This is a genomic window from Microbacterium wangyouchuni (assembly GCF_054072595.1).
The window spans coordinates 77,123-94,720 of sequence record NZ_JBSVRM010000004.1; the positions used below are offsets into that span (position 1 = coordinate 77,123).

At 64.2% G+C, this 17,598-nt stretch carries 16 protein-coding genes, 1 tRNA gene and 1 other RNA gene; 6 read left to right on the forward strand and 12 right to left on the reverse strand.

Translation table 11 applies throughout. The annotated features are described in order from the left end of the window. Window positions 1–4: 4 nt before the first annotated feature. From ACW5CM_RS07670 to ACW5CM_RS07680, 3 genes are read right to left on the reverse strand one after another with little or no spacing between them, the layout of a single operon-like run. Window positions 5–2,980, reverse strand: coding sequence for a bifunctional [glutamine synthetase] adenylyltransferase/[glutamine synthetase]-adenylyl-L-tyrosine phosphorylase (locus ACW5CM_RS07670; RefSeq protein WP_457124686.1), 2,976 nt, complete (start codon window positions 2,978–2,980; stop codon window positions 5–7). A 6-nt stretch (window positions 2,981–2,986) separates the two neighbouring features. Then, a complete protein-coding gene (gene glnA / locus ACW5CM_RS07675) occupies window positions 2,987–4,324 on the reverse strand; it encodes a type I glutamate--ammonia ligase (protein WP_438254414.1) in 1,338 nt (445 codons plus the stop codon). 14 nt (window positions 4,325–4,338) lie between these two features. Next, window positions 4,339–4,554, reverse strand: a complete 216-nt coding sequence (locus ACW5CM_RS07680) for an SPOR domain-containing protein (protein ID WP_439254526.1) — start codon at window positions 4,552–4,554, stop codon at window positions 4,339–4,341. A 93-nt stretch (window positions 4,555–4,647) separates the two neighbouring features. Here ACW5CM_RS07680 and ppgK point away from each other — a divergent pair, with 93 nt between their 5' ends. Next, window positions 4,648–5,394 (forward strand): polyphosphate--glucose phosphotransferase, encoded by a 747-nt coding sequence (ppgK, locus tag ACW5CM_RS07685; RefSeq protein ID WP_438254411.1) that lies wholly within the window; start codon window positions 4,648–4,650, stop codon window positions 5,392–5,394. Window positions 5,395–5,466: 72 nt separating this feature from the next. Here ppgK and rnpB read toward each other — a convergent pair. From rnpB to ACW5CM_RS07705, 4 genes are all read right to left on the reverse strand, one after another. Then, an RNA gene (gene rnpB / locus ACW5CM_RS07690) (RNase P RNA component class A) lies at window positions 5,467–5,854 on the reverse strand. A 14-nt stretch (window positions 5,855–5,868) separates the two neighbouring features. Continuing rightward, window positions 5,869–7,590: a bifunctional 3'-5' exonuclease/DNA polymerase gene (locus tag ACW5CM_RS07695; RefSeq protein WP_457124687.1), complete on the reverse strand. Its 1,722-nt coding sequence runs from the start codon at window positions 7,588–7,590 to the stop codon at window positions 5,869–5,871. 4 nt (window positions 7,591–7,594) lie between these two features. Beyond that, window positions 7,595–8,326 carry a zinc ribbon domain-containing protein gene (locus ACW5CM_RS07700; protein WP_438254409.1) on the reverse strand — a complete coding sequence of 244 codons (732 nt, stop codon included), beginning with the start codon at window positions 8,324–8,326 and terminating at the stop codon, window positions 7,595–7,597. 45 nt (window positions 8,327–8,371) lie between these two features. Next, a complete protein-coding gene (locus tag ACW5CM_RS07705; protein WP_438254407.1) occupies window positions 8,372–8,746 on the reverse strand; it encodes a YchJ family protein in 375 nt (124 codons plus the stop codon). Between the two features lie 62 nt (window positions 8,747–8,808). Between ACW5CM_RS07705 and ACW5CM_RS07710 the strand changes: the two genes are divergently transcribed. Next, window positions 8,809–9,648 (forward strand): aldo/keto reductase, encoded by an 840-nt coding sequence (locus ACW5CM_RS07710; protein WP_438254406.1) that lies wholly within the window; start codon window positions 8,809–8,811, stop codon window positions 9,646–9,648. Between the two features lie 68 nt (window positions 9,649–9,716). Further along, the gene (locus tag ACW5CM_RS07715; protein WP_457124850.1) at window positions 9,717–10,745 is read left to right on the forward strand and encodes an NADPH:quinone reductase; all 1,029 of its coding nucleotides are present in this window, start codon (window positions 9,717–9,719) and stop codon (window positions 10,743–10,745) included. An 81-nt stretch (window positions 10,746–10,826) separates the two neighbouring features. Here ACW5CM_RS07715 and ACW5CM_RS07720 read toward each other — a convergent pair whose 3' ends face one another. Next, window positions 10,827–11,348 (reverse strand): SRPBCC domain-containing protein, encoded by a 522-nt coding sequence (locus ACW5CM_RS07720; protein ID WP_457124688.1) that lies wholly within the window; start codon window positions 11,346–11,348, stop codon window positions 10,827–10,829. Between the two features lie 92 nt (window positions 11,349–11,440). Here ACW5CM_RS07720 and ACW5CM_RS07725 point away from each other — a divergent pair, with 92 nt between their 5' ends. Continuing rightward, window positions 11,441–11,812: a DUF4267 domain-containing protein gene (locus ACW5CM_RS07725; protein WP_457124689.1), complete on the forward strand. Its 372-nt coding sequence runs from the start codon at window positions 11,441–11,443 to the stop codon at window positions 11,810–11,812. Between the two features lie 60 nt (window positions 11,813–11,872). On the opposite strand, the gene ACW5CM_RS07730 is transcribed toward ACW5CM_RS07725, so the two are convergent. Next, window positions 11,873–12,061, reverse strand: coding sequence for a dihydrofolate reductase family protein (locus ACW5CM_RS07730; protein ID WP_457124690.1), 189 nt, complete (start codon window positions 12,059–12,061; stop codon window positions 11,873–11,875). A 157-nt stretch (window positions 12,062–12,218) separates the two neighbouring features. Continuing rightward, a complete protein-coding gene (locus tag ACW5CM_RS07735; protein WP_457124691.1) occupies window positions 12,219–12,497 on the reverse strand; it encodes an alkyl sulfatase C-terminal domain-containing protein in 279 nt (92 codons plus the stop codon). Between ACW5CM_RS07735 and ACW5CM_RS07740 the strand changes: the two genes are divergently transcribed. Further along, window positions 12,484–12,903, forward strand: a complete 420-nt coding sequence (locus tag ACW5CM_RS07740) for an ABC transporter permease subunit (protein ID WP_457124692.1) — start codon at window positions 12,484–12,486, stop codon at window positions 12,901–12,903. The two genes, ACW5CM_RS07735 and ACW5CM_RS07740, sit on opposite strands and share 14 nt — an antisense overlap. Here the strand turns inward: ACW5CM_RS07740 and ACW5CM_RS07745 are convergent. Both ACW5CM_RS07745 and ACW5CM_RS07750 read right to left on the reverse strand, forming a co-directional pair. After that, window positions 12,894–14,405, reverse strand: coding sequence for an Ig-like domain-containing protein (locus tag ACW5CM_RS07745; protein WP_457124693.1), 1,512 nt, complete (start codon window positions 14,403–14,405; stop codon window positions 12,894–12,896). The genes ACW5CM_RS07740 and ACW5CM_RS07745 overlap by 10 nt on opposite strands. A 225-nt stretch (window positions 14,406–14,630) precedes the next feature. Further along, window positions 14,631–14,703, reverse strand: a tRNA-Val gene (locus ACW5CM_RS07750). A gap of 153 nt (window positions 14,704–14,856) precedes the next feature. On the opposite strand from ACW5CM_RS07750, the gene aceE reads away from it, so the two are divergent. Next, window positions 14,857–17,583: a pyruvate dehydrogenase (acetyl-transferring), homodimeric type gene (aceE, locus tag ACW5CM_RS07755; protein WP_438254389.1), complete on the forward strand. Its 2,727-nt coding sequence runs from the start codon at window positions 14,857–14,859 to the stop codon at window positions 17,581–17,583. The last annotated feature ends 15 nt before the right edge of the window (window positions 17,584–17,598 follow it).

A 17,598-nucleotide genomic window follows, 5' to 3' on the forward strand; every position in this document is an offset into this window, starting at 1 on the left:
CAACTCATCCGTAGAAGAGGTGCTCGAACACGCGGCGTGCGCGGCGAGTGGCACCGAAATAGTCCTCTTCCACGGCGCTCGCCGAGCGGTCGGGGTATCCGAGCAGCCGGCCGATCGCATCGAGCTCGCTGCGATCCGAAGGCAGCATGTCGCTCGTCTTTCCCGTCAACAGCGTGATTGCGCTGCGCAGGCGGCTCGACAGCAGCCAGGCTTCACGGAGGAGCTCGGCATCATCAGCGGAGATGAGTCCGTTTTCCACACAGGTCGAAAGCGCGTCGAGAGTCGAGGTCGTGCGCAGTTCGGCCAGCGCATGCGCGTGCTGCAGTTGCAACAGCTGCACCAGCCACTCCACATCGCTAAGGGTGCCGGGGCCGAGCTTGAGATGCCGTCGCGGGTCGGCACCCCGCGGCAGCCGCTCCCCCTCGATACGCGCCTTGATGCGTTTGATGTCACGCAGCCCCTGCTGATCGACATCCTCGGGGTACCGCACGGCATCTGCCATCACCGTGAATCTCTCGATCAGCGCGGTGCTGCCGGCGACCCCCCGAGCTCGCAGCAGCGCTTGCGCCTCCCACGAGACCGACCAGCGCTGGTAGTACGCGGCATAGGCCGCCAGCGAACGCACCAGCGGCCCCTGCCGCCCTTCGGGCCGCAGATCGGCGTCGAGATCGAGCGGAGCACGATGGTCGGTGAGATGCTCGCGCAGCCCGGATACCAGCTTTGTCGCCAGAATCTGCGCCCGTTCCGGATCGACACCGTGCGCGTCGTATACGTAGAGGACGTCAGCATCCGATCCGAAACCGAGCTCAGCACCACCGAAGCGCCCCATCCCGATGACCGCGAACTCCAAGGCGTCGTCCTCAGCAGGCACGACTTCCCGACGCACTGCCCGCAGACCCGCCTGAATCGTGGCGTCGGTGATCGCCGTGAGAGCGGTGGCGACCTCCTCGATCGTGATGGTGCCCAGCACCGCGCCCATCGCTGTGCGCAGCAGCTCACGTCTTCGAAGAGCGCGCACAGCCTTCAGCGCCGATGCCACCGAAGAGTGACGGGTCTGAATGGCGCGGGCTTCCTCGTAGAGCTTCGATTCACCGCGCGGGCGCAATCGCTCGTTGCTGTCGAGCCATGCCACGGACTCGGGAATCCACTCCATCAGCTCGCCGATGTAACGAGATGACGACAGCAGACGCGTCAACCTCTCGGCTGCACCGGAGGAGTCGCGCAGCACACGCAGGAACCAGGAGCTGTCCCCCAGTCGCTCGCTGATGCGACGGAATGCGACCAGCGCGTAGTCCGGGTCGCTCCCCTCGGCGAACCAGCTGACCATCACCGGCATCAGATGCCGCTGAATCGTCACCTTGCGGCTGATCCCCGTGGTCAGCGCACCGATGTGGCCCAGCGCCCCGGCAGGGTCTCGGAATCCGATCGCCGCGAGTCGGTCGTGCGCACGTTCTGTGGCGAGTGTGCGCTGATCTTCCGGCAGCTCGGCGACAGCACTCAGCAGCGGCCGATAGAACAGGCGCGTATGAATCTCCCGCACCTCGCGGCGCACGCTCTCCCACATCGCCCACACACCAGGACCATCTTCGGCAAGCCCGGTGGCCCGGGCGAGCACGCGCAGCCCATCACCAGTGCGCGGCATCAGATGCGTGCGAGAGAGCTCTCGCAGTTGCAGACGGTGCTCGAGCAGGCGCAGCATCCGATAGTCCGCGGCAAAAATCGCGGCGTCCTCTCGCCCGATGTATCCGCCCGCGACGAGGGCGTCCAGGCTCTCCAGGGTGCCCTGGGTTCGGATGCTCGGATCGGTGAGGCCGTGCACCAATTGCAGCAGCTGAACCGTGAATTCGATGTCCCGCAGTCCACCGGCACCGAGTTTGATCTGGTAACCGGCATCCTCCGGGTCGATGTGCTCGGTGACCCGCTCGCGCATTCGCTGCACACTATCGACGAAGTTCTCACGCGCGGCGCTCGACCAGATTTTCGGCTGCACGGCCTCGATATACGCTTCACCCAGTTCGGGATCGCCTGCGAGCGGCCTGGCTTTCAGGAGCGCTTGGAACTCCCAGCTCTTCGCCCAGCGGTCGTAATACGCCAGGTGCGACGCGAGCGAACGCACCAGCGCCCCCTGTTTGCCCTCCGGGCGCAGGTTCGCGTCGACCTCCCACAGCGGAGGCTCGATCTCGGCCGACGACAGCGCGCGCATCGTCTCCCGAGCGAGTTTCGTGGCGATATCTATCGCTCGTCCTTCGTCAAGACGATCCTCATCAGCACTGGCCCCGACGAAGATGACGTCGACGTCGCTCACATAATTGAGCTCGCGAGCTCCCGCTTTACCCATGCCGATGATCGACAGCTGTGTCAGGGCGACTTCCTCGCGCGAGACCACCTCGGCCACGCGTGTTCTGGCGATCGCCAACGCCGCTTCCAGCGCCGCACCTGCGGCGTCGGCCAAAGATGCCGAAACGGCGGCGATTCTGGATGCCGGCTCCGGGGTCGACAGATCGATGGCCGCGATCTCGGCGACGCACCGGCGGTAGGCCACCCGCAGCGAACACCATGCGAACTCGTCACCGCTTGCGGCAAAACCATCGTGCGCGCCGACGGCCGCGAGCATGCGCTCCGTCAGCGTCACCGCGTTCGGGACGAGCGGGCCCGCCTCGAGCAGTACTGCGAGCTGCTCTGGGTGCCGGTGGAAGAAGTCGCCCAGCCCGACGGAGGCACCGAATACGCGCCAAGCCAGACTGCGCGCCGTCTCGTCACGCAAGATCGCTGCCAGTACGGTGGGGTCGCGCCGCGCGACATGCAGCATTCCGGCTGCGGCAGCATCCGGGTCGGCAGCGTCCGCGCCCCGCACCAGTTCGTCTCGATCGAGGTCGACCAAAGCCGACAGCTCATCCAGCGCGGAGGCGGCCGCTCTCAGCTCGGTGAACCCCAGACGGGCAAGGCCGGAGAGGGTGAACGTCGAACCTGATCTGGCCATCGGCGCTCAGAGGAGCTCGAGGTTGCTCTTCAGCTCGAACGGGGTGACCTGCCCCCGGTAGGCTTCCCATTCCTTGCGCTTGTTGAGCAGCACATAGTTGAAGACCTGTTCGCCCAGTGTCTCGGCGACCAGCTCGGAGTCTTCCATGTACTCGAGCGCCTGATCCAAGCTGGTGGGCAACGAGCGGTAGCCCAGTGCGCGCCGTTCGGCGGCGCTCAACGCCCATACGTTGTTCTCCGCTTCGGGTGGCAGGTCGTACTCTTCCTCGATGCCCTTGAGTCCGGCCGCGAGAAGCAGCGCATAGGCCAGGTACGGGTTCGCTGCCGGGTCAAGGCCCCGGTGCTCAACCCGCGAGGACTGGCTCTTGTGCGGCTTGTACATCGGCACGCGCACCAGTGCAGACCGGTTGGTGTGCCCCCAGGTGACGAAGCTCGGGGCTTCGTCGCCGCCCCACAGTCGCTTGTACGAGTTCACGAATTGATTAGTGACGGCCGCGACCTCGTTGGCGTGCTTCAGCAGCCCTGCGATGAAGTGCCGGCCTGTCTTTGAAAGCTGGTACTCCGCACCCTCTTCCCAGAACGCGTTCTGGTCACCCTCGAACAGCGACATGTGCGTGTGCATTCCGCTACCGGGCTGATCGCTCATCGGCTTCGGCATGAACGTCGCGTAGACGCCCTGCTCGATCGCAACCTCTTTGATCACCGTGCGGAACGTCATGACGTTGTCAGCGGTGGTCAGCGCATCCGCATACCGCAGATCGATCTCGTTCTGGCCCGGGCCACCTTCGTGGTGGCTGTATTCGACGGAGATGCCGAGGTCTTCCAGCATCCGCACCGAACGACGACGGAAATCATGTGCTGTGCCACCGGGGACGTTATCGAAATATCCGGCTGAGTCGACGGGAACAGGGCCATCCGGACCGATCTCGGACGATTTGAGCAAATAGAACTCGATCTCCGGATGCGTGTAGAAAGTGAATCCGGCATCCGCGGCCTTCGCGAGGGAGCGCTTGAGCACCTGACGCGGATCCGCGACCGCCGGCTGGCCGTCGGGAGTGGTCAGATCGCAGAACATGCGTGCGGTGGGATCGACGTCACCACGCCAGGGCAGCGTCTGGAACGTCGTCGGATCAGGCTGCGCGAGCAGATCCGACTCAAAGGTTCTCGTCAAGCCCTCGATTGCGGAGCCATCGAAACCGATGCCCTCAGCAAATGCGCCTTCGACCTCAGCGGGAGCGATTGCCACCGATTTGAGCGTGCCGATCACATCTGTGAACCAGAGTCGGACGAACTTGACGCCACGCTCTTCGATCGTGCGCAGGACGAAGTCCCGCTGCTTGTCCATGCCCATATGGTGTCCTAGTTCCCCTCAGCTTCGGAGTTGTCGGTCCAGGCGTCTTCTTCTGCGTCTTCGGCAGCCCAGGCCTCAGAGCGCTCACGCAGCGTCTGCAATGCGTTCGCCGCCTGCTCCTGGGTATCGAAGGGACCGACCCGGTCGACGGCGGGCGAAACGTACCCGAGCTCGACTTCACCGGACTTGATGTTGTACCAGTACTTGTCTTCACCGTTAGACATGTGCGTATCCTTACCGTCTGACATGGCCGCATCCCTCTGTAAGGGTCTGTCATGATCCTACTGTCGCGGGCCAGTCTCGCTAGGCTAGTGGGCATGGCAAAAGCGATCGGCGTCGACATCGGCGGCACAGGCATCAAAGCAGGCATTGTTGATCTGGAGCACGGAACGATGGCATCCGACCGCGTCCGCGTCCCAACGCCCGAGGGCGCTTCTCCGCAGGACGTCCTCACGGCGGTGCAGACCGTGTTGGAGAAGCTCGATGTGCAGGATTCGACCTTGCCTCTCGGGGTGGCTTTCCCCGCCATCGTCAAGCGCGGAAAGACGCTGTCCGCGGCGAACGTCTCACCAGAATGGGTGGGATTCGAGGCGGAGCAGTTCTTCCGTGACGGTCTGCAGCGCAACATCGTCTTCGTGAACGACGCCGATGCCGCCGGAGTCGCCGAAGCACGCCATGGTGCTGCCAGGGATGTCCGCGGCCTCACGCTGCTGACCACCCTCGGCACCGGGATCGGTTCAGCATTCCTCTACGACGGTGTTCTTGTACCGAACACAGAACTCGGGCACCTGAACTTCCGCGAGCACGAGTCTGTGGAGCGGTGGGCCGCAACATCCGCACGCGAACGCGAAGGCCTCACCTGGGCCGAGTGGGCCGAGCGCCTGCAGGCGTTCTACTCGCACATCGAGTTCCTCTTCAGCCCTGACCTGTTCGTGGTCGGCGGCGGCGTGTCCAAGAACGCCGCAGATTTCCTCCCCCTGCTCGAGCTCAACACCCCGATCGTCCCGGCGATCCACCGCAACAACTCGGGCATCATCGGCGCCGCGTCGCTCTCCAACGACTGATCCGCACGAGCTTCTATACATCGCACGAACAGCAAGAGCCCGGCAGCTGCCGGGCTCTTGTGTCGTACAGGGCGAATGGGTCGGCCTGTACGCCGGGTTCTGTTCCGGGGCCCCTCTCGAGGTTCCCTTCGACGGCCATCTCTCTACGCGACACGTTGCCGTGCCGCTCTAGCGGTCTACCCGAGGACTCAGCGGGCCGCGTCAGCATCCTCTGTATGACCTTGCTCCGGACGAGGTTTACCTGGCGGGTCATGTCACCATGACCCCCGGTGGTCTCTTACACCACCCTTTCACCCTTACCATCCGAGCCTGTCGACAAGCTCGAGGATCGGATGGCGGTCTGCTCTCTGTGGCACTGTCTCGCGGATTACTCCTGGTGGGTGTTACCCACCGTCCTGCCCTGTGGAGCCCGGACGTTCCTCGGTGCGGTTTCCCGCAACGCGGCCGTCCAGCCGACCCATTCGCGTGCCCAGTCTACTTCTCCGCCGTCTGCACGATCTGCAGGTCGAGCGGAACATCGATCGGAAACGTACCGAACAGACGTCGGGTGGCGATCGCCGCTGCTTCGCGTACCGCGGCGGCCGCGGCATCTGCCTGTTCCTCTGGCACGTGCAGGATCACCTCGTCGTGCAGGAAGAACGCCAGATGTGCACTTCGTGCGAACGGGCCGGATGCGGGGGCTTCCACCAGTGCGTCCGGGAGTTGCCGCAGACGGTGCCGGATCTCAGCAAGCCAGATCAGCGACCACTCGGCCGCGGTCCCCTGCACGATGAAGTTACGCGTGAACCGTCCGCGTTCACGCGCACTCTGTCGGGCGCGTTTGACCTCGCCCGGGTCGACATCCGCATCGGATGCTGCGCTCTGCAGCGCCTGCCAACGTTCATCGGGCAGCGGCGAGGATCGCCCGAGCTTGGTCGAGACGACTCCCCCGTTCTCGCCGGTGCGCGCCGCCTCATCGACACGACGCATCGCGCGGGGATAGACCCTGCGCAAGCGCGGCACCAGGCGTCCACTGTCTCCTGTGGTCGCGCCGTACATTGCACCGAGCACCGCGTACTTGGCTTCTTCACGCGTGGCTACCGCACCGGAGGCGACGACTCCCTCGTACAGATCACGCCCGCGAGCAGCCTCAGCCATCGCCTTGTCCTCAGCGAGCGCTGCGAGCATCCGGGGCTCGAGCTGCGCGACATCGGCGACGACCAGAATCCATCCCGCGTCAGCGCGCACGGCAGGGCGGAGAACCCGCGGCAGCTGAAGCGCCCCGCCGCCGGCCGATGCCCAGCGTCCGGTGACGACGCCGCCAGGAATGTAGACCGGGCGAAAGCGTCCGTCGTGCACCCACTCGGAAAGCCATGCCCAACCGTTCGCGCTCAGCAGCCGTGCAAGCTTTTTGTACGCCAGCAGCGGCTCAATCACCGGGTGCGAGATCTCGCTGAGTTCCCATTGACTGGTGGATTCGACGTTGACGCCGACGCGGTGCAGCGCGCGCAGCAGTTTGGTGTGGCTGTCGAGATGGAGTTGCGGATCTCCCAGGTGGAAGCGCACAGTATCGGCGAACTGAGCCATCCGTGCCGGCATCCCCCCACCTGCAGGTCGCTGTCCGAGGGCATCCACGAGAATGCGGTCGTGAGTTTCGACATCCCACGGCAACCCGCCGGCGCGCATTTCTTCGGCGAGGAGGCCCCCGGCCGACTCTGCTGCGCACAGCAGAGCGAGCCGCCCGGTGCGGTCAGCTTCGATGACGCGACGCTGCTCGAGGTATTGCGCAAGCAGATCGGCCACCGGATCGGCGGCGGTGTGATCGACGACTTCGAACAGGGCGGGCGCGCCGTCCTCCGGAGCGCGGGGAATCCATTCGGATGAAGGAGCGAGTGGCCGGGCGACCGCATCGGTGTCGCGCAGGATCGCATGACACAGCAGCAGGTCATGTGTGCGCACGAGGAGCACCGACGCTGCCAGCAGCCGCGGATAGATCTCGCGGGCGCTGCGGATCACCCACCGCGGAGAGCGCTCGGTTTCGGTTTCTCGCACCCATGTGATGAACGCGGCACCACGCAGCACGGTGCGCTCGTGTTCAGCGTCGCCGGCGTCGAGCTCGACCGCAGTAACTTCGCCAGCGCCGGTATCGGCCAGCAGGATTCTGGTGCCCGAGGCGGAGGCCGTCGGCGCCGTCACCGTCGGGGACGGTGCCGACATGGTGTCACAGGCCCGATTCTTCGGTGCGCACGAGGATTCCGCCACACTCCGGGCAGGAGAGCACAGCATCGGGTGCAGCTTGGCGAATCTGGCTGAGGCTCGTCCCGGGGAGCATCATGCGGCATCCCTCGCAGGTGCCGCGACGCAGCAGACCAACGGCGATTCCCCGTGTTGCACGACGTGTGTAGTCGGCGAGGAGATCGGCGGGAATGGCGGCGGTGATGGCTTCACGGTCACGGTTCAGGTGATCGAGTTCTGTGGTCGCCGCTGCCACGGCAGCTTTTGCCTGCGTTGTGAGCTCGGTGCCCTCAGCAGTCGTCACGTCGATCAGCGCCTGCTGCGCGGCAACGGCAGCTTCGGCCGCTTCAACCCGCGACATGACCTCGAGCTCCATGTCTTCCAGATCACTGACGCGCTTGGCAAGGCTGGCGAGTTCGCTCTCGAGAGCCTGAGCATCTTTCGCATTGGTGGAGGTCGCCAGCCGGTCCGCATCCCGGGTCCGACGCTGCTCGACGAGCTGCACGTCTGATTCGAGACGCTTGAGTTCTGTGCGCGCGTCGTCACGAGCACCGGCCAACGCCGTCAGCTCACGAAGCTGCTCCTGGCGCTGTGTTGCCAGCTCGTTGATACGCGGCCCTTGGACCGGGGTCGTCCGCGCGCGCTCGACTTTCTGGATGCGACGATCTAGGTCGGCGACGTCGAGAAGGATGCGCTGGTGCTCAGGACTGGCGTTCACATGTCCAACCTACCCGCGGCAGCTGACATCCGCCGATCGGCTCGTTCAGCCGGGCGTGCCATCGAGGTACGTCCAGACGCGATTCTCGCGAACGAATCGGCTCCGCTCCCGCATCGAGGCATGCACGCCGTCTTCACGGTAGAACGCTTCGAACTCGACGACCGCCGCCGTATCGAACGGCCCGCCGGCTTCCGTGGCGATGATGTCGAGTCTCGTCCACCGAATTTGCGGGTCCAGTTCCAGGTCGTTCGGTCTGGTGGATGGATGCCACGACCGCAGCAGGTACGCGGCATCCCCCATCGCGAACGCAGTGAATCGCGATCGCATCAACCGCTCCGCGGTCGGCGCAGCGATAGCGTCCGACAGGATCGGACCGCAGCACGACTCATAAATGTCGCCGGATAAGCAGGGGCAGCGCATGGTTCAATCATGCCGCGTATGGGCCGCCCCGCTACGCTGAATCACGACCGAAGGAGATCTCGATGACCGCTCTTCCCATCCGTACGGCGCACAACGGCTTCACGCTGCCCGCACTCGGGCTTGGAACTTATCGCTTGAACGGTGAGGAGGGCGCCGCCGCGATTGCCGCGGGCATCGATGCCGGATATCGGCTGGTGGACTCCGCCTTCAATTATGAGAACGAGGGTGCGGTCGGTCGCGGCGTGGCCGCTGCTATCACCGAGCGCTCAGAGATCATCGTCACGACCAAGATTCCCGGTCGCCATCACCCACTCGAGAAGGCTCGGACGAGCATCGAGGAAAGCCGATTCCGACTCGGTCTGGATGTGACCGATCTGCACCTCATTCATTGGCCGAATCCGACCCAAGACGAGTACGTGCAGGCGTGGACAGCACTCGTCGACGCCCAGCAGCGCGGCATCGTGCGACAGATCGGTGTGTCGAACTTTCTGCCCGAGCACCTGGAGCGTCTCGAGCGTGAGACCGGTGTGCTGCCCGTCGTGAATCAGATTGAACTGCACCCGTACTTCCCGCAGGAGGAGCAGCTCGCATTCCACCGCGAGCACGGGATCATCACCGAAGCCTGGAGCCCGATCGGGCGTGCCCGTGATCTGATTGAAGAGCCGGTGGTCGTCGAGGTCGCCCAGGCGCACGGCATCACGCCGGTGCAGACAGTGCTGGCCTGGCATGTAGCTCGGGAGACTGTTGCAATCCCGAAGGCGTCGTCGCTGGAGCACCAGCAGGCCAATCTTGCGGCAGCATCCGTCGTTCTCGCCGATGACGAGGTTGCCGCGATTACGGCCCTCGGTCGTGTTGATGGCCGACTGTTCAATGCGGATCCGCGTACGCACGAAGAGTCCTAGCAGCTCTCGACCCGGGAGACTGATGCCCAGACCGGAATATCCGGCTGCGTCGCCTGCTTGCATTGAGTATGAGAGCAATCGTGTACACAGGCAAGGGCGGCTCCGACACGCTCACGTTGGTCGAGCGCGACGAAGAACAGCCGGGCACCGGTGAGGTGCGCATCCGCGTCCACGTATCGGGCGTGAATCCCACCGATTGGAAGGCTCGAGCGTCCTCGGGAACACCCATGCCGTTCGAGCAGATCGTGCCCAACCAGGATGGTGCCGGCATCGCGGATGCCGTCGGTGACGGCGTCGGTGACCTGCAGGTCGGAGATCGTGTGTGGGTGTACCTTGCAGCGCACGAACGTCCGACCGGGACCGCCCAGGACGTCACGATCGTTCCCGCGTCTCGCGCTGTCCGACTTCCGGACGGGGTCGGATTCGACGTCGCTGCGAGCCTCGGCGTACCGGCGATGACTGCGCATCGCGCGCTGACCGTGCACGAGCATGGCCCATCCCGGCTCTCCCCCGGCGCGCTCGCCGATCGGACGGTTCTCGTTCAAGGTGGGGCGGGCGCTGTGGGGCATGCGGCCATCCAGCTCGCCGTCTGGGCAGGCGCAAAGGTTCTCACGACCGTCAGCAGCGACCAGAAGGAGGAGCTCGCCCGCGCGGCCGGGGCCCACCACGTATTCCGCTATCCCGACGACCGGCTGGCTGAAAGCATTCTCGAGGTCGCCCCGTCGGGCGTCGACCACATCGTTGAGGTATCACCAGCCATGAACGCCGCCGTGGATGTCGCTGTGCTGGCCAACCACGGTTCGATCGCGTTCTACGCCAACGACAAGGGCGAAACGATCACGGTCCCCATCGTCGCCAGCTTCGCAAAGAACGCCCGCTGGCAGGGATTGCTGCTGTACACGGTCGGCGAGGATGCTCTCGCCAGCGCGGTCGAAGACATCACAGCTGCGCTGGAAGCAAACGCGCTTCCCGTTGGTGCTGAGGCCGGGCTTCCGCTCACCTGGTTTTCGCTAGAAGAGACCGCCGCCGCTCACGACGCGGTGCAACAGGGAACGATCGGCAAAGTCCTCATTCGCGTCACGGAGGACGACGCCTGAGCGCAGTCGTGCACGTCAACCATCGAGGCTCCGTCGGGTACCCTCTCGGCGGCGGGATGCCATCTTCGGAGACCCGGTGACTCAGCCCAGCTGTTCACCGGACAGGTGTCGTCCGAAGTTTGTGAGCGCTTCGTCCCAGCCGTCGTACACGAAGCCATCGCCGGGCTTCCCTTCGTACCCGCGCAAATGGAACACCAGCTCACTGCGGTTGAGACCCTGCGAAGTAAAGGTGAGGGTGATGACCGGTGCTGTCTCGACGGGCGCGCTTGGTTCGCCCCATGTGAAGACGAGACGGTGAATCGGCTCGACCTCGAGGAAAACGCCGCCGGTGGGGAATTTCTCGCCGGTCTCGTCATTGGTCATCGTGTACGCGTAGCGGCCACCGACGCGGACGTCGAACGAGACCGAGTCGGTGCTGACGCCGAACGGGCGCAGCCACTGGGCCAGCTCGGACTCCTCCGTCCAGGCGCGCCATACGAGTTCACGCGAGACGTCAAAAGTGCGTGTAATGGAGAGTGTTCGCCACTGCGCCTGCACGGTGCGGGTAACGAGACCCGCGCGTTCGAGCACCTTGAGGTGCTGGGAGATCGCGGGTGCACTCATATCGAATGGCGCCGCAACCTCGCCGACTGTGGCGGGACCATGGGGCCGCGCGGACCAGCCTCCTATCGACGCTAGGGCTACTATCAACGATTATGGAGACCCTGGGACTCGTGATTGCCGCACTTGCTGGCCTAGCGATCGCTGCCATTGGCGTTCTTTACCTTATGCGGCCACGCATGATGGCAACAGTTTTCGGGCTACCCGCACTGCCGCACGAGGATGCGACACCGTGGCTCCGCATCAAAGGCATTCGTGACCTCACAACCGGCGTCGTAGCTGGTGTCCTAATTCTGCTGGCACCCTCTACCGTGATCGGATGGACCCTGCTCGCATTCGCAATCATCCCAGTCGGGGACGCCGTGAGCATACTGGCCGCACGCGGTGACGTCAAGGCCGCATGGCGTATACACGGAACGACAGCAGCGGTCATGATCGTCGGCGCGATCCTTCTGCTTAGCGCATGACTTCGCCTGCACGAAGCGCCAGCGGCAAACAGTCGCTTTCTCGACCCCACCAGAATGCTCTCACCCCTCACGCATCCCATATTTGAGATGCGTGACCGCCGGCCCCTCAACGACCCGAATAATCTCCATTGCGATGGGCTCGTCATCGAGGCCTGAGAACAGTCGGCGTCCCCTGCCAAGGATCACCGGAATGAGGTGCGGACGCTCGCCCCACAGCGCCTCGGCGTGGTCGTAGCTGTCACGACCCATGATCATCGCGCCGGTGCGCTCGAACTCGGGACAGGATCTCGTCGGCTGTGAACTGTTCCCGATCCGCAACGTCGTGAGCGAACCATTTGTGCAGCCGACCGCCGCCGCGCCCCATCGGGAGCCCGGGATTTGCACCGATACCTGCGTATACATCTAATTACTCGACCGCGGCCGCGTCACCCTTGACGTCGGCCGCACCTGTGTCCACGGCCTCTGCAAGCGTTCTCCCGTCGTAGAGCAGCGAGGCGAGTGTCTTGGGGTCCGTTGCAATAGTCGCGTCCGCTGATGTCGCCGATACCGGTTCTACGCGCAAGGATCCGTCGTCTACCTGCGCATGGAAACGGCGCTCCTCGAGCAGCATCTCTATGCTCAGCCGAACACCTGACGCCGCCTCCGGCCGGAACATCGTGCGCTGCGAGAGGATGACCGAACTCACCCTCAACCCCCGCTCGCGGTCGAAGAAGGGCGATCGGGCGCCCCAAGCACCCAGCTGGATGATCACAGGCTCCAGCTCTGCACCCCAAGGCATCGCACCGTCTGGGTACACACCAGAGCAGACCATCGTGTACGCGGTGATCGTGTGCTTCCTCGCACCGTTCCTCCGGGTCATCCCCGTCATGACCGCGTCGATCACCGCCTCCTCCAGCCTTGTCGGCGAGAAGGAGCGCCGCACCATCGAGGGCCTGCTCTACACGCCGCTGACGAACCGGAAACTCGTGCTCGCTAAAGTGCTCGGCTCGGTGATCAAACGTACGAGATTATCGCGTACGAGCCGGGTACTTGCGGCCCAAACACCCGCTCACCAAGCACCCGCTGATCCGGCTCCGGTTCCCTACGCCTGACGTGTGCGCCGCGCTCGTTGCCTAGCGACCAGCAGTATCGCGCCCGCCGCAATCGTCAGCCCTCCGCTGAGGAGCCCAAGCTGCCCAAGCGGCAGCTCTGTCCCGGTAGCCGCAAGTTGCTTGGCAGAGGTGTCATTCTTCGCAGGCTCCGGCTTGACGACCGGGGTCACCGGCGCAGGCGCAGGTGCCGGATCGGGTGTTGGTGCCGGCATAGGTGCAGGTGCCGGATCGGGTGTTGGTGCCGGCTCAGGTGCAGGTGCCGGATCGGGTGTTGGTGCCGGCTCAGGTGTTGGTGCCGGATCGGGTGTTGGTGCCGGCTCAGGTGCAGGTGCCGGATCGGGTGTTGGTACCGGCTCAGGTGTTGGTGCCGGATCGGGTGTTGGTGCCGGCTCAGGTGTTGGTGTCGGTGTCGGCTCGGGTGTCGGCTCAGGATCCGGCACCGCGGTCACCGTCACTGTCAGCGCAACGAGCGACGTCGATGCCGCGTTGTTGAGATCTCCGCCGTAGGTTGCGGTGATCGAGTGAGTACCGACCGCGAGCGAGGCGGTGGCGAGGATCGCGCTCGCCGTTGTGGCCGAGGCGCCGGCCGTTGTGGTTGCGCTACCCAGCGAGGTGCCATCGGCGAAGAACTCGACCGTGCCGGTGGGCGTCGCCCCCGTTACCTCGGCGTTGAAGGACACCTCAGTGCCGGCTTCCACCGACGCATTGGCTGCAGTCACGACCGTCGTGGACGCCGCTACTGGTGGTTCTACTTCGACAGCCACAGGCGCTGAAATCGATGGTAAAACCCAAGCGTTGCCCGCATAGTGGGCGGTGATCTGGTGGGATCCGTCGGTCAGCACCACATTAGGCAGGGTAGCTTCGCCCGTCGCAGCCACCGAAACCTCCCCGAGGCTCGTAGCACCATCGAAGAATTCGACATTGCCCGCGAAGTTCGCCGTAAACCCCGGGCGTGCAACCGTTGCAGTCAGGTCAACAGGGTCTCCTGCAGTGACCGTGCCACTGCTGGCGGTGAGCACGGTGGTGGCACCTAAGAGGGTGGTGGCGGTGCCAAAAATTCCGGGGCCCGAGGCGCGGTAGCTCACAGTGCCCGATTGGCCCCCGAACCCAGCGAGCACCATCGTGTACTCCACGTCAGCTTCGAGATTCACCAGCCCGAAGTCGTCAACCTCCGCAACACAGTTACTGACGTCATTCCGGTCGAAGGCTCCTTCAAATATTATGAATCGCCCATCCGCCGGACTCTTTAAGTCACCGAAGGTGTACAGACCGGTTGCACTCACGACGGCCACCGAGGTGATCGCACGACGTCCACCGCCATCCCAAGCCGCCTCCGTTGAGCAGTCGCCGCCACTGGGCCAGGCGACGGTGCTCGGGCCTTCGTTAGTGACGGTGTATTTGAATTGGTAAGAGATGGGATCCGCGTAGGCGGGAGTGCTGATGAACAGGGCACCAGCGGCGAGTGCAACGACGACACTCGCGCTCAACAATGATCGACGCATAAGGCACGATCTTATTGTGCGTTGGGGGTGCATATTTCAACAACGCGTAACTGTGTCCGTCAGGCCATCCCGATCGAAGATGCGGTGGAAGGCGAACCCGGTGAATCGTTCGAATCGCTTCTTGATCCGAACCTCCACGCCGCAGCACTGGCCTACGAGGCCAGGCTGCGCGCAGGAGAGGATGTCAAACCTGCGGATCTCGCAAGTTTGACATCGAACATTGGGTGGGCCCGGCCGGGATCGAACCGACGACATCCACGGTGTAAACGTGGCGCTCTACCAGCTGAGCTACAGGCCCTGGTGTCTCCATCATATCCGTCTGAAAGATGTGCGCCGACACCGATGAAGGGGGCTAGGCTGAATGAGGCGCGCGTTGTGCCGAGCCGACAAGGCTCCCCGCGTTGCTTCCCGTTTCCTTGGCAAGACCTGCCAGCTTGACGAAAGGCTCCACGTGACCGTTCACGACCAGGATCCGTACTCCCAAGGCCCCCTTGACAGCGATCCGGAGGAAACCGGCGAGTGGAATCAGTCCCTCGACGAGCTCGTTGATGTAAAGGGTCCCGGCCGCGGCCGCGAGATCATGCTCAGCATGCTCAAGCGCTCCAAGGAGCTGCACCTAAACGTCCCGATGGTTCCGACCACGGACTACATCAACACCATCGCTTCAGAGAATGAACCCGACTTCCCGGGTGACGAAGAACTCGAGCGCCGCTACCGCCACTGGATCCGGTGGAACGCCGCCGTCACGGTGCACCGCGCACAGCGCCCCGGCATCGGTGTCGGTGGCCACATCTCGACCTATGCTTCAGCAGCTTCGCTGTACGAGGTCGGTCACAACCACTTCTTCCGTGGGCAGGATCACTCCTCCGGCGGAGACCAGATCTTCTACCAGGGACACGCCTCCCCCGGCATGTACGCCCGTAGTTTCCTTGAGGGTCGCCTCAGCGAACAGCAGCTCGATGCGTTCCGCCAGGAGAAGTCCGGCGCCCCGAACGGCATCCCCTCCTACCCGCACCCGCGCATGATGCCGGAGTTCTGGCAGTTCCCCACGGTCTCGATGGGACTCGGCCCGATCAACGCCATCTACCAGGCGATGGCGAACAAGTACCTCGAGAACCGCGGCATCAAGGACGTCGGGGACTCGCACGTCTGGGCATTCCTCGGCGATGGCGAGATGGATGAGGTCGAATCTCGCGGCCAGCTCCAGGTCGCAGCGAACGAGGGCCTCGACAACCTCACCTTCGTGATCAACTGCAACCTGCAGCGCCTTGATGGTCCGGTGCGCGGTAACGGCAAGATCATCCAGGAACTGGAGTCGTATTTCCGCGGCGCCGGCTGGAACGTCATCAAGGTCGTCTGGGGTCGCGAATGGGATGACCTCCTCGACCGCGACACCGACGGCGCACTGCTGAACCTCATGAACGTCACCCCCGACGGTGACTACCAGACCTACAAGGCCGAGAGCGGCGCATTCGTGCGCGAGAACTTCTTCGGCCGCGATGAGCGTGCCGCAGCTCTGGTCAAGGACTACACCGACGACCAGATCTGGAAGCTGCGCCGCGGCGGACACGACTACCGCAAGGTATATGCCGCTTACAAGGCCGCGATGGAGCACAAGGGCCAGCCGACCGTCATCCTCGCGAAGACGGTCAAGGGCTACGGCCTCGGCCCGCACTTCGAGGGTCGTAACGCGACGCACCAGATGAAGAAGATGACGCTGGAAGATTTGAAGCTCTTCCGCGACACCATGCAGATTCCGATCACGGATGCTCAGCTCGAAGAAGACCCGTACCGTCCCCCCTACTACCACCCGGGCGCCCAGGACGAGACGATCCAGTACATGCTGGACCGCCGCGGCGACCTCGGCGGTTTCCTCCCCGAGCGGCGCAGCACGCATGTCGATCTGACTCTGCCCGAGGACAAGGATTATGCCTTCCCCAAGAAGGGCTCGGGCAACCAGGAAGTCGCCACGACCATGGCGTTCGTCCGCATGCTCAAGGACCTCATGCGGGTGAAGGGCTTCGGCGAGCGGATCGTTCCGATCATTCCGGACGAGGCCCGCACCTTCGGTATGGACGCGTACTTCCCGACGGCGAAGATCTACAACCCGAACGGACAGAACTACACTGCCGTTGACCGCGAGCTGCTCCTGGCCTACAAGGAGAGCCCGCAGGGTCAGATCATGCACGTCGGCATCAACGAAGCCGGCGCCACCGCAGCGTTCACCGCAACCGGTACGTCCTACTCGACACACGGCGAGCCGCTGATTCCGATCTACATCTTCTACTCGATGTTCGGCTACCAGCGCACCGGCGACGCCTTCTGGGCTGCTGCTGACCAGATGACTCGTGGCTTCGTCATCGGTGCAACCGCAGGTCGCACAACGCTGACCGGTGAGGGCACCCAGCACGCTGACGGCCACTCGCCGCTGCTGGCCTCCACCAACCCGTCGACGCTGACCTACGATCCGGCCTACGGCTACGAGGTTTCACACATCGTCCAGGCCGGCATCGAGCGCATGTACGGCGGCGAGCACCCCGACCCGAACGTCATGTACTACCTCACGGTCTACAACGAGCCGCTGAAGCAGCCCGCTGAGCCGGAGAACGTCGACGTCGAGGGCATCCTCAAGGGCATCCACCGTGTCGCCGAAGGTGACGGCGACGGACCCCGCGTGCAGCTGCTCGCATCCGGCGTCGGTGTGCCGTGGGCTCTCGAAGCTCAGGGACTGCTCAAGCAGGACTGGGGCATTGTCGCCGATGTCTGGTCGGTCACCAGCTGGAACGAGCTGCGTCGCGACGGACTCGCCGCCGACGAGCACAACTTCCTGCACCCCGAGGCAGAGCCCCAGGTGGCCTACCTCACGCAGAAGCTGCAGCACGCGGAAGGCCCGTTCATCGCAACGAGCGACTTCATGCACGCGGTTCAGGATCAGATCCGTCAGTGGATTCCCGGCAGCTACTACACGCTGGGTGCAGACGGGTTCGGTTTCGCTGACACCCGCGCGGCTGCCCGTCGCTTCTTCAAGATCGACGGCCCCTCGATGGTGGTTCGCGCTTTGCAGAGCCTCGCGGACAAGGGCCAGATCGACCGTTCGCTGATCGCACAGGCGATCACAAAGTACGACCTGCACAACGTCAACGCCGGCACGAGCGGAAACGCCGGCGGAGATAGCTGAGCCGGGTGTGACCGG